General features: G+C 50.4%; 9 protein-coding genes. 1 reads left to right on the top strand and 8 read right to left on the bottom strand.

Annotation, left to right across the window (positions count from 1 at the left end; genetic code table 11):
• Positions 1–4: 4 nt before the first annotated feature.
• The 5 genes from B5D63_RS02295 to B5D63_RS02275 form a co-directional block, all read right to left on the bottom strand.
• Positions 5–904 (bottom strand): zinc-binding metallopeptidase, encoded by a 900-nt coding sequence (locus tag B5D63_RS02295; RefSeq protein ID WP_078667150.1) that lies wholly within the window; start codon positions 902–904, stop codon positions 5–7.
• Positions 905–931: 27 nt separating this feature from the next.
• Positions 932–2,419 (bottom strand): RagB/SusD family nutrient uptake outer membrane protein, encoded by a 1,488-nt coding sequence (locus B5D63_RS02290; protein WP_078667149.1) that lies wholly within the window; start codon positions 2,417–2,419, stop codon positions 932–934.
• 10 nt (positions 2,420–2,429) lie between these two features.
• A complete protein-coding gene (locus B5D63_RS02285; protein ID WP_078667148.1) occupies positions 2,430–6,074 on the bottom strand; it encodes a SusC/RagA family TonB-linked outer membrane protein in 3,645 nt (1,214 codons plus the stop codon).
• A 417-nt stretch (positions 6,075–6,491) separates the two neighbouring features.
• Entirely contained in the window at positions 6,492–7,490 is a 999-nt protein-coding gene (locus B5D63_RS02280) for a FecR family protein (RefSeq protein ID WP_078667147.1), read from the bottom strand.
• Between the two features lie 105 nt (positions 7,491–7,595).
• A complete protein-coding gene (locus tag B5D63_RS02275; RefSeq protein ID WP_078667146.1) occupies positions 7,596–8,195 on the bottom strand; it encodes an RNA polymerase sigma factor in 600 nt (199 codons plus the stop codon).
• Between the two features lie 241 nt (positions 8,196–8,436).
• Here B5D63_RS02275 and B5D63_RS02270 point away from each other — a divergent pair, with 241 nt between their 5' ends.
• Positions 8,437–8,727, top strand: coding sequence for a hypothetical protein (locus tag B5D63_RS02270; protein WP_078667145.1), 291 nt, complete (start codon positions 8,437–8,439; stop codon positions 8,725–8,727).
• 107 nt (positions 8,728–8,834) lie between these two features.
• Here B5D63_RS02270 and B5D63_RS02265 read toward each other — a convergent pair whose 3' ends face one another.
• The 3 genes from B5D63_RS02265 to B5D63_RS02255 form a co-directional block, all read right to left on the bottom strand.
• A complete protein-coding gene (locus B5D63_RS02265; RefSeq protein WP_078667144.1) occupies positions 8,835–9,974 on the bottom strand; it encodes a glycoside hydrolase family 88/105 protein in 1,140 nt (379 codons plus the stop codon).
• Positions 9,975–10,093: 119 nt separating this feature from the next.
• Positions 10,094–10,816: a DUF4998 domain-containing protein gene (locus B5D63_RS02260; RefSeq protein WP_078667143.1), complete on the bottom strand. Its 723-nt coding sequence runs from the start codon at positions 10,814–10,816 to the stop codon at positions 10,094–10,096.
• Between the two features lie 14 nt (positions 10,817–10,830).
• Positions 10,831–12,054: a DUF5000 domain-containing lipoprotein gene (locus tag B5D63_RS02255; protein ID WP_078667142.1), complete on the bottom strand. Its 1,224-nt coding sequence runs from the start codon at positions 12,052–12,054 to the stop codon at positions 10,831–10,833.
• Positions 12,055–12,079: the final 25 nt, after the last annotated feature.

The following is a 12,079-nucleotide window of genomic DNA, read 5'->3' as shown; positions in this document are numbered from 1 at the left end:
ATGGTTAATACAATAGCTTATTGATTTCTCTTCTGGTGCGGGATTGCAGGCTGTAAAAATCGATGTGCCATACGGTCTGGAAGTAGCTGACCACCATGGCTTCCTTACGGCGGAGCCTCGCTTTGGCTTCGGCCTGCGGCGTACCATTGATGCTGTATCCCGGAGGGATGCTGTTCACGATCTTATCAAATCCGGCCCTGCCTTCTACCAGCATGACGGATATCATCTCCACAAAATCGTCGTCATAACCCGACATGGCATAAGGGGTAACGAAGCCATCCCTACGGGCGGATATATCATCGATATTATTCCAGTTGGCGGTGTACAGACCGGCGGTTATACGCTTGAATTCCACGGGGTACATCACTGTCTGGTGCAGGATATGGCCAAACTCATGTTCAATAACATGAAACATCTGTTTCACATTGGCAGAGTCGCCGGGTTTATAGTTGGGCATGTCGCGGGTAACGAAATCGTTGACGAGGTACAACACTACTTTACGGCCGCCTTCTGCGGTGCCCAGCGTGATGGTGCCGTTTTCGTTCCAGCTGGCGCTGCCACTGAGGATGAAGTACTTGGGGCAGTAGCGGCGGAAAAACAACTCACCGGCTTCCGCGATATAAGTGCTCATCCATACTTTTTTGATGGCGCTCATCACCGGGATGATCTTGTCCTCACGGGGAGGCACCAACGTTTTATTCAGTTCAAATTCAAACTGGTCCCATTTATATTTTACGGCAATGTTGTATGGCACGGTGAGCGTATCAAAGAGCCACCGGTCCAGCGGGCCTTTTACCCAGGTATCGCCTCCCAGTCCGGGGATGTCGTCTACCTTGCCCAGGTCGTCCTTCTTGCTGCAGGACATCAGCAACAGAAAGGACAAAGCGAGAAGAAAAAGTTTCATATGCAGCGATTTTGGTTTGGTTGATTATTATCTCGGATTTAATGCGATGCCGGAAGTGGTGGCGGACTGTGGTATCTGGAACAACCATTGGTTATCTCCCGGTTTCAGTTCCAGCACCTCTCCTTCGCGGGTAGTATGCACCACCGTCATTTTGTAGCGCTGCAGGTCAAACCAGCGCATGCCTTCCTGCAGGTATTCCGCTCTTTTGAAGTCGAGGATGGTATGTACCAGGCCGTCTTTTTCATTGCTGATACCGTAGAAGCTACGGATGGAGGAAGTGGTGATCGTGTGCACAGACGGATCGTAGTTGCGGATACGTTTGCTGGCGAAGAGGTTCAGATCTTTCAGAGAGGCAGCGGTCCTTCCCAGGTGCGCATTGGCTTCCGCCCGGTTGAACAGTACTTCTTCGGTGGTGAACAACGGCACCATTACATAAGGCTGACCGATAGTAGCGTTGACAGAAGATTTCACAAAGTATTCCGTCAGCTTGGGCACGAAGTAGTTCTGGGAGCCGGTGTAATAGAGCGGGTAAGCCCAGCGGCCGCCGGTGACATTGTACCCGAGGATCTGTATCTGTTTGGCATAGTCCAGGTCATAGCGGTATTGGCCTACGCTGCGGCCGTAGAGGGACTGTGTCTCTACCAGTAACAGGTTGGCGTTCTCCTTGGCGTTGGCATAGAGATCGAAGATCTGTTCGGGTGACAGGGCGCTGTAAGTAGTGTTCCAGCCGCGCATATTGTTGGCCACATCGTTGTTGGCAAAGGCCATGTCGGCATACTGTACCACTTTCGCATAGTCTTTCTTGTAGAGATAGAACCGGGTGGCGAAAGCATAGGCAGCGCTGCGGTTAAAATGGTAACGCGGCACTTTGTAGGTATCATCGCTGATCAGCGGCAAGCCTTCCAGCAGGTCTTTCTCCACCATATCATACACATAGGCCACGGTCTTGCGTTCGTACTGTTTGATCACCACTGTTTCCGGAACGGTCACATAGGGAATACCGGGATCGTTGGCAGCGGTGGCGGCATCATACATCCGGGAGAAGATGTTGACCAGCATAAAGTGTGCATAGGCGCGTGCTACCAGTGCCTCCCCGCGTTGGGTGGCGTAGGCCTTTTTATCAGCGGCTTTTTCACAGGCCTGCAGCGCCTGGTTGGCCGCAGCGATGGCGACATAACAGGCCGTCCAGTATGCTTCGGGAGAGTCCTGTTCGATGGACTGTATGTCCCGGAAGAAATACGCGTCCTGGTTGGGGCGGCTGATGACGCCGGCGCCTTTGTCAGACACATTGTCTGTCATCGCTTCGCACATGGTGACATAGGAGGACTGCGGGTAAGCGGTGCCCAGCAGCTTAGACACTTTGTCGGGCGTGCTGAGGTCTGTCCAGGTGCTGTCCGGCACCTGCTCGAGATACTTGCGACAGCCGCCCAGTGTGAGCAGGCAGACGGTCAGCGCAGCTGTCACAAAGGGTCTTATAAAACGTGTAGTCGAAACAGTTATATATCTCAGTTCCATAGGTCCATTTTTAAATACCAACTTTTATTGACAGGGTGAATTGCTTCTGAATAGGCTGGGCTACGCCGCCGGAATTAAAGAATTCCGGGTCCTGGCCATGCAGCTTTTTATCGGCATAGATGAGCCACGGGTTGATAGCGGCGCCGCTCACTGACATGCTGTTGAAACCAACACGGCGAATGAGGGAAACGGGCAGCTGATAAGTCAGCGATACGGTTTTCAGCCGGATAAAATCTCCTTTAGCCACCCGTTCAGTGGAATAGTTGTAGTTGTTGTACGGATAGGCGCCGCGGATCAGCGTTTGTTCATAGGCGTCGAGGATAGAAGGCACGCGGGTGGTACCTTCATCTCCCGGCATTACCCAGCGGTCATAAAACTCTTTGGGCATGGCGTCCAGATCGGAATAAGCGGTTTTAAAAGCAGGGTACAACCTGATTTTGTTGCCCCATTGATAAGTAAAGAAGACATTGAGTGAAAGGGCTTTATAGCGGAAAGTATTGGAGAAACCGCCGGTCACCGGGGGATCTACGGGGCCTTCATACACCAGTTGCGCTGTTTTAAGGTCCTGCAGGTTTACATCGGGACTTACCACGCCATCCTGGTTGATGAAGGAGGGCATGCCTGTTTTCGGAGAAAGGCCTTTGTACTGTAAAGAAAACAGGCTATGCACCGGATACCCTTCTTTGTTGCCGCCTTCTGCTACTACCAGATCAAAAATGGCCGGGATATTCTTGGCATTGGTGATCTTATTGGTATTGTAACCGAAGGTGATGTTGGCTTTCCAACCCCAGTCCTTTTTACGTACCACATCCCCTCCGATCAGCAGTTCCACTCCTTTGGAAGTCATATCGGCATAGTTGGCCGCTTTATACATTTCGCCACCTATGCCGGATGTTTTGATAATACTGATAAGATCGAAGCTCTTGCGGGTGTAGAGGTCGAGAGAGATATTAAGCCGGTTGTTGAAAAATCCGCCGTCCAGTCCGACGTTGGTGGTATAGAGCTTTTCCCAGGTGAGGTCGTCATTTTGCAGGTGCGCGAGGGCGATCACAGATTCCACTTCATTGAGGTGCGGCCTGCGGGTGTTGATAGTCTGGAAAACGATGTTGGAATTGGTAGCGGGGCCCATGCTGGCGGTCAAACCGTAGCTGGCGCGCAGCGTGAGGTAGTTGAGCCAGTTCACTTTCTGCAGGAAGGGTTCCTGCTCCATGTTCCACGAACCTGCCACGCTCCAGGTAGGCAGCCAGCGGGCTTTGCGGGACTGTCCCAGCCTGTTGGAACCGTCATAACGGCCGGTGGCGGTGAGGTTGTATTTGTTGTTGTAGGCATAAGTGCCGGAAGCATAAAAAGCCGCAAAGCGGTCATAATCGCGGCCCATGCCGTAGTAAGGAAAATTAGACTCAATGGTTTGCTTAAGGATACGGTAATCTACAAACGGTGTTCCGCCGTTTTCATACTGATAGCCGTAGCCGGTGTTGGATGCGTTCTGCCGGTCGGCATATTTCACCTGTTGCCCTACCAGCAGGTTGATGTTATGCTTCCGGGCAAACGTGTCGGCGTAGGTAAGGCCGTTACGGAAGTCGAAGTTCATCAGCTGGTCTTCTGTACGGTTGTAGAAACCGCCGGCGGGCAGTACGATGACAGGCTGTGCATCCGGATCGTCGGGATTGCGGTAGAGGAATTTGTTGTTCCGTGCGATGGTAGCGTTCCCGGCGGCGCGGTACGCGTTGGCCATGTTGGCGTTCTCCGTGATCTGATGTTCCCTCGAGGATTTTACGTAGCGGATAGCGCCGGTAAATTCGTAACGGATGTTACGGGTGAGTTTCCAGCCGAGATCGCCCTGGAGGCGCAGGTCCATCATGTTCAGGTTGAGGGAGTTGTTGCGCAGTTCATTGATGATATTGAACGGCGCGAAGTTTCTCCGGAAATACTCAAGGTGGCCGTTCTGATCATAGGCGGTGAGCGTGCGGCTGGTGTTGAGCGAGTAGCTGAACGGGTTGATATCAAAGTCGCGGTCATATTGCCCTTCCACCGGATTACTGCTGCGGGTTAGTGCTCCCGGCGCTTTTTGCTGACGCACAGATGCCAAAGCGGAGAAACCGGCGGTCAGCCGGTCAGAGAATTTATAGGTATTACGGTAATTGAGGGTGTAGCGGTTTACTTTATCGGCCAGTGTCCAGCCATTATCACTATAGAAGCTGGTGGAAAAATAAGACTGCGATTTATCGGTACCGGAAGAGATGCTGAGCGAATGTTCCTGCACAAAGTTATTGCGGAACAGCAGGCCAAACCAGTCGGTGTTGGCGTTGGCGTAGCGCAGCAGGAAGGCTTTCATCGCGGCAGGATCGTTCTGTACGGGGAAATTGCCATCGCCGTCCGCGTCCAGTGATTCGTAGAGTTTACCGAAAACGCCGATATCACCACGGGAAAGGATATCCGAAGTGAGGATGCCTTTACGCTCCAACTCCGCCAGCACAGACATCTGCTGGCCGGAGTTCATGATATTGAAATTGTTGTAGTTGGGTTTCAACTGGGTGCTGAAGTTGCCGCTGTAGGCGATAACGGGTTTGCCTGCACGTCCTTTTTTGGTGGTGATCACCACTACGCCGTTCATGGCGCGGGCGCCGTACAAGGCAGTAGCCGCGGCATCTTTCAGGATATCGAAACTTTCAATATCGTTGGCGTTGAGGCCTGCCACTGCAGACCCCAGCAAGGTAGTGGGGTCTCCGCTGGACAGCTGGTCGTTGGAGATGTTCACCACGTCTTCCAGTACTACGCCGTCAACTACCCAGAGCGGTTTGTTGTCGCCGTTGATGGAGGTGGCGCCGCGTACCCTTACTTTCGGTGCGGTGCCGAAGGTGCCGGATACGTTCTGTATGGCCACGCCGGCCACGCGGCCTTCGAGCATGCGGCTGACATCCGTTACCCCGTCGATTTTTACATCGTCGCCTTTGAGGCGGGTAGCTGCTCCGGAGAATTTACTTTTATCGATGCTTTGAAAGCCGGTCACCACCACTTCCTGGAGGCGGGTGGGTTTTTCTTTCATCACGATGGTAAGGCTGCCGTTTTTGAATTCGCGGGAGTGCACTTCTTCCATTTTGTAGCCGGTGAAGTTGAACACCAGTATGGCGTCGCCGGGCACCCTGCGGATTTCGAATTCGCCTTTAGCGTTGGTGGTGGTGCCTCTTGAAGAGCCTTTCAGGATGATGGTCACGCCAGGCAGCGGTTCTTTCTTTTCAGAGGTGACGATGCCTTTTATGTCCGTGAAGCGCGGCGTTACCTGTCGGGTAGTGCTGACAGTGGCGAGGGCTGTCACTTTCCGGGAGGCGTCGTGTTTAATGACGATACGGTCGTAGATAACGCTGTAGGACAGGGCGTAGGGCGTTAATATTTTGTGCAGCAGATCACCGACTTTTTCGTTGCGGGCGGAGATGCTGATTTTGTTGGCGTTCAGTACTTCGCTGCCGACGTATACAAAGGATACTTCCGCGAGGTTGCTGATTTTCTCCAGTGCATCTTTCAGTACGACATCGTGCAGGTGGAGGGTAATTTTTTTGTCGAGCGCATCCTGAAGATCCACGGCGCCCGCCTGCAGGTGGAACAGCGACAGGAAGAGCGTCAGACAACAAATGTAGTATCGGGTTTTACTATGCATATTGAATAAATGTTTGTTTCATTCCGGGTAATAGGAATCCCTCTCCGGCTTTGCTGGAAAACCGGGCAATAAAGGGCCTTCTGCTATGCAGTTTATTTTTTAGTGTCTATAAGACAATTATTATTAACCAGACGAGAAAGAAGCGATATGATTCATAATAGCAATTTAGTTTGGTTGTGAAATGAAAAAATATCGGGAATGTATTGGCAATAGGGGCCCTGTTGAAAGAATACAGGCGTATTCCATCAATGGCAGATAACCAGGTATGAGAACCATTTCCAGGCTAAAAGTTACACAGGATAGCTTACCAGCAATACAACTTTTATTTCTCTAAGTAAGTCAGGTCTTTAGCTACAAAACAAGTATTCCATCTTGCATTTGATTTTGGTTAACGGTATTTTCTTCTTTAATCGGTTATTAGTGGCAATTGCCATCAACTATAACATATCCGTCTCCGTTAGCATCTCTTTTAATGCTGGCGTTCAAGGTCACGGCAATGATTGTAAGTGTTTCCTGCAGATCGTCGGTGGTGTTGAAATCGCCAAAGAAGCTGCAATGTTCCATTTTTTTGTCGGCGCTGACCGGCACGTTATAAAAGCGTTGCAGGTCATTGAGCACTGCGGACAATGGCTGTCCCTTATAGCTAAATTTTCCGCTCTGTTTCTGCCGGAAAAAGCGTGCATCCTCTGTAGCGTCTATCAGTTCCAGTCCCCGGGAAGCGGCGTGGTAAACTGCGCTTTTGTTGGCGCTGAGCACCAGTTGATGCTGCGGACTGGTTTCACCGGTACGGGTGTTTACCTGTACGCTGCCGGATATTACTACTACTTTTGCGACACCATTGTTACGGGCTTCCATGTTGAAGGAAGTGCCCAGTACGGTGGTGTTGATCAGGGCTGAGGATATCACAAACGGATGTTTACTGTTCTGTTTTACGTCGAAGAAGGCTTCACCGTTGAGTTGCAGCGTTCTGTTTTTTTTTCCAAAGTTTTCGGGATAGGTGATGCTGGAACTTTTTTCCAGGTATACCATAGATCCGTCGGGTAATGTCACTGTTTTATGTTGGTGGCCGCTGCTCATCACCAGTTGTTTCACCTGCTGACGTACCAGCAGGTACCAGGATGCGCCGGCGAGCAGCACTACGGCGGCAGCGGCTGCTATCTTTCTTCCATACAGGACGAAGATGCGTGGCTGCGAAATACCTGCACGGCGATGTATTTTTTTCAGCAGTCGGGCTGATAACCGTTCGTCCAGCAAATTTTTTATTTCAGGGCCTTCTGCCTGAAAGTACTCTTTGGCTACCGCTTCCAGGTCAGACAGATCGTTTTCTTCCAGGTACTGTAGCATCCATTCCTGCTCCGTGGCAGACCAGTTCTCCGTATGTAGCAGTTGTCTGAGGTATTCCTTTCTGTTGTGCACTATCGTGACGGTTTAATTTAAATACGCAGGTTGATAAAAAGTGGGTGGGTAATTCCCACAAAAAAAACATATTTATTTTATCCTAATTCATTTCCTATCAGAAACTTAATTGGAAGCGTTGTGAAGGGTAAAGAAAAAAAGGAAGAGAACGATGTATTTATGGTCACCATTGCGGAGCATATAGTCATTTAATTTGACCATGGCGGCAGAGAGATGTTCTTTAACGGTATTACGGGAGATATTGAGCTCGCTGGCTACTTCGTCATAGGTTTTGCCTTCCAGCTTGCAGCGGGTTACAATCGTCCTTTTTTTGGGAGATAACTGCGCGATGGCCTGCTCAAGCAGGCTGTACTGTTCTTCGTCCATGTTTTTCCGGTCAATCATCATATGATCTTCCGGCCCCAGGTCCAGCAGGTTTTTATGCAGCGCCTGTTCTTTGAGTTTTTTGCGTACCCAGCTGACCGACAGGTTGAAGCTGATCACAAACAGCCAGCCGCCTACGGACTGTTCCGCCTGTATCTCCAAACGCTTCTCCCACAACCTGGCAAACACTTCCTGCAAGATGTCTTCTGCTACAGCTACATCTTTTACAAACTTGAGGATATTGCGGTACACGGCCTGATGATAATTCCCATATAGGCTGTCAAAAGCGCTCACGTCGTTGTTTCGGAGCCGTAAAACCAATTCAGCATCTGTTATGTTCATATCTTTTCTTTTATATAAATCATACCGTGGAATACAATTTATATGGCTAAGAAAAAGCCAGGTTTCTCATACAATGGCCATTCATTCGACCGTATAAATTAGTAACAAATATTATTATTTAATAATTAAATTCGTATTAGTTATAATTATAAATTATTATATACGTAGTTAGAATTAATAGCAAAAATCATTGCGAAAATACGGCGTGTCTTTTGGGGGTTAACAGTATAAATTATCCAATATGACTACGCAGCACACACCCATAGGACCCCTGCGTGAAGATGATATTCAACCGGACGATGTCATCAACCATCAACAGGAACCTGTGCCTCAGCGGGGCAACCAGGATGAGCAATCACGCAGTACAGACGCATCTGAAGATATGCTGAGCGAAGAGGAAGATGATCTCGAAATCGATGAACTAATGGAGGAAGAAGACAGAAGGGATATCGCAGCAGAGGAGGCGGAAAAGCAGCAGGAACAGGAAGGCAAGGAGATTACTGACGAAGCAACGCATTTACGGATCTTTTGATTTAAGGATTTCGGGAGTTATTTGACCATCCAGCTATTTTAGAAACATCAAATACTCAATGGACAAATAACTCCCGAAATCCTTAAATCAAAAAATTCCAAAATTTTTTATTTTCTCAAAAGGGCCGTGGCACACCACAACAGTGGCGCCTGTCCGTGCATGTCGCCGGTAATACGGCCGCGGTCGAGATAATACTGCCGGTTGTTCTTTTTATTGGTGCCTTCACACACTTCCCGTACATCTGCATTATCATCGATATACTTCACCAGCGCCAGCCAGGCCTTGCGTGCCGCAGGGCCATAGGTGGCTGCATCCAGCCATCCGTTCTTCACACCGGTGATCATGGCGAAGGTAAACATCCCTGTAGCGGAAGTTTCCGGCCAGGCTTCCGGGTCATCGATCAGCTGCCGCCACATGCCATCGGGCGCCTGGTACTTCAACAGAGACGCCATCATGATTTTATATCCTTTCATAATACGCTCCCGGTCGGGATTGTCTTTGCCCAGGGAACGCAGCAGTTCGCTCATACCCGCTGCCATCCAGCCGTCGCCGCGGCCCCAGAAGTAAGGCACGTCCGGCGCATGATAAAAGAGGCCGTTAGGCTGCTGTAAGGAATCCAGATAAACGACCATCTCCTTTGCGGCGCGGTCAATATACGCCTTATCACCGGTCGCGCGATAGGCCTGCGACTGCACCGCGGTGATCATGAACATATCGTCAATCCACATACGCGTTTGCCAGGTCAGCCCCCGGTCTGCATACCCCTGCGATTCAGGCTTTACATGCGGCCCTTCCGGTGTGCCCCACTGTTTGTCAGCAATGGCCTTTCCCATGTCCAGGTAACGTTTGTCTTTGGTCTGCATATACAGCTCCAGCGGCACTGCGCCGAAAACAGTGTGGTCCACATGGTCCGCAGCAGGCACCAACGAGGCTTCCGTGGTAAAGAACGGCTCAAAACGCTGCGCCAGCTTACCTGACAGCGCCTTATCACCGCTTTCTTGTGCAAACGTTAGCGCTCCATACCACGCGCAAACTTCCGGGTAGGTGATTTTCTTCGGCGGCGCTGGTTTTCCGAAGTTGGGATGCGGCGAGGCAACAAAACGTTCCGCCACCCTCTTACCGATTTCTTTCGGCGTACTTCCCTTTGGAAAATGCGTCAGGTCCGCAGCGGCGGATTTTTTCTGTGCTGTAGCCATTTCTGTGTTGATCACCAGCAGTGTCAACAGGCCTGCCATCATTGCTTTCATATAGTGGATTATTTTTCGCTGTATCAGTGATGTATTTTCTAAACGGGAAAATTTATACGACGGTTTCCGCCAGCATGGTCTTCCAAAATACACATTTCCCGTTATAATTTTTTTGATCATTATTGCATGACCCGCGTTTCATAAGCTGTATAAAATGTGTCGATCGCTATCTTTACCGGTTTATAGGCTGTCCTGAAGCGGAAGGATGTGCCTGCCTTATAATCCGGCAGCTTCAGCGAAGCACGGAATTCCAGCGGATCACGCGGATTCTCCGGCACACTGTCAGCACGCTGCACCACTTTCGTTTCCACACCGGCGGAATTAGTATACAATACCTCCACATGTTGTACCTGATTATTCACACCAAACCACCAGATGGTCGTTTCCTTTTTGGCAGCGTCGTATTTGGCGGAGCGCACGGGCCGGTTAGACAGCGTGGCAATATAGGCGTCGCCGTAAGCGTTGCCGATCGCCTCTTCCTTTACGGACGAGTGCCCTGCATTGTCGTAGGTATACACCTGGAAAGTGTAAATATTCTCCGGCAGCTTATCCAGTATCAGCCGGATGGTATCGGTACCGCCTGTACGTTTTACAGGCACTTCTGTCGAATCGCCACGCTGGTTCCAGTATACGCGGCAGGTGGTTATTTTCGGGTCTGATACCAGGTACCAGGACAACAATACCCTGTTCTTACCAGGCAACACTTTCAGCGAATCCACCCTGCCGGTATAGATGATCTCCCCTCCGTCCAGGAACTGCTGATAGGTATCGTCCATTTTGCTGCAGGCTGCCAGCAGTAATACCATCACCGGCAACAGCCATCGGGCTTTTATATCTTTCATGATAATTATTTTGATTATTTTTTGATTTGTCCCCAGATAGCGATCTCACTGATGTGGAGATGCCCGATAATACCGTCAACGGCAGCCCAGCTGTCGATGTGTTTCCATGCGATGTACCGCACCGCCGGCGTACCGACGGGCAGTTCATACTCCTGCCCTGCCGCGGCAGCATCGATGTCTTCGTTGGAATTCTGGCCCAGTGGCAGCCCGGAAGGCTTCTCCATGATCTGATGGTCCAGCTTCACCCAGCTGTTCACATCTGTCGGGGTATTGGTGCCCCACAACTCCCACTCATGCGGATTACCATGGTTGTAGATATAAGCGGCCTGCCGCTGCCAGATCTTATAACGGCTGATCACCGCCTTTACGCCAAGATCAATGGGTATCCAGACAGGCACGTCCTTGTTTTCCGTAGTATGATACCCTTCGTTGCCGATGATACCGTTCCACATATTATCAATCGGCCAGGACGACAGGTTGCCCGGTTCCACAATCTTTACACCGGGCGTTTTCGGCAACGGCGCCACCTGCGGTATGGGATATTTTTTCTTCATAGCGCTCATGAACTTCGACTTGTCCAGCTCTTCTTCGTATATGGGTGTCAGTTCAAACCGCAGGGTGTCGCTTTTATTATCCCAGCGGTCCTTGATATAAATACCAAACTGCTGCTTTACCGGCTGCAGCCCACGGACAGTAAACCTGCCGGAATCCAGGCCATAATAGAAGTTGTTCACATTACGCCATTCTTTAGCCGCAGGATCGTAGAGCAGCGTAACGATCACGATTTTACCCCTGTCTTCATTGCTGAATTTCACTTGCAGTCCGCCGAAAGCCTCCGCCACGTCCAGCGATTTGTATACTTTCCAGATAGCCGGCGGCAATGGTTTCACCCTGACTTGCACAGGCGAAGAAGCCACCTCCGCGCGGCTGACGGCATAAAGCGTCACCGTATGTTCCGCGGTATCGCCGAAACCTTCCACCCTCACGGATCTTTTGAAATAGGAGGACTTAGCCTCTTTCTTTACGCCATTGATCTCAAACTCGGCCCGCACATACGAGAGGTTCTGATCGTCCGGAAGAGAATAAGAGATTTCTGCCGCTCCCGCCATGCCTATGACTGTAGGGTTCATGATCGGGTTTGGCGGCGTTTTATCTCCGGAGATAGGTTTCAGCTGGTCCTGCTTACAGGCGAAGAAAGCTGTCAGTATTGTACATAAAAGAATATGAAAACGTTTCATTTCAGTAAATTTTTAGCATCATGAA

Origin of the sequence: Chitinophaga eiseniae (assembly GCF_900167135.1) — a bacterium.
GTDB lineage: Bacteria > Bacteroidota > Bacteroidia > Chitinophagales > Chitinophagaceae > Chitinophaga > Chitinophaga eiseniae.
Note: the sequence above shows the minus strand (reverse complement) of the source record. Positions and strands in the feature narration are given on the sequence as shown.

Coding starts and splice junctions, on each gene's coding strand:
- B5D63_RS02295 (WP_078667150.1), bottom strand. CDS start 904: ATGAAACTTTTTCTTCTCGCTTTGTCCTTTCTGTTGCTGATGTCCTGC.
- B5D63_RS02290 (WP_078667149.1), bottom strand. CDS start 2,419: ATGGAACTGAGATATATAACTGTTTCGACTACACGTTTTATAAGACCC.
- B5D63_RS02285 (WP_078667148.1), bottom strand. CDS start 6,074: ATGCATAGTAAAACCCGATACTACATTTGTTGTCTGACGCTCTTCCTG.
- B5D63_RS02275 (WP_078667146.1), bottom strand. CDS start 8,195: ATGAACATAACAGATGCTGAATTGGTTTTACGGCTCCGAAACAACGAC.
- B5D63_RS02270 (WP_078667145.1), top strand. CDS start 8,437: ATGACTACGCAGCACACACCCATAGGACCCCTGCGTGAAGATGATATT.
- B5D63_RS02265 (WP_078667144.1), bottom strand. CDS start 9,974: ATGAAAGCAATGATGGCAGGCCTGTTGACACTGCTGGTGATCAACACA.
- B5D63_RS02260 (WP_078667143.1), bottom strand. CDS start 10,816: ATGAAAGATATAAAAGCCCGATGGCTGTTGCCGGTGATGGTATTACTG.
- B5D63_RS02255 (WP_078667142.1), bottom strand. CDS start 12,054: ATGAAACGTTTTCATATTCTTTTATGTACAATACTGACAGCTTTCTTC.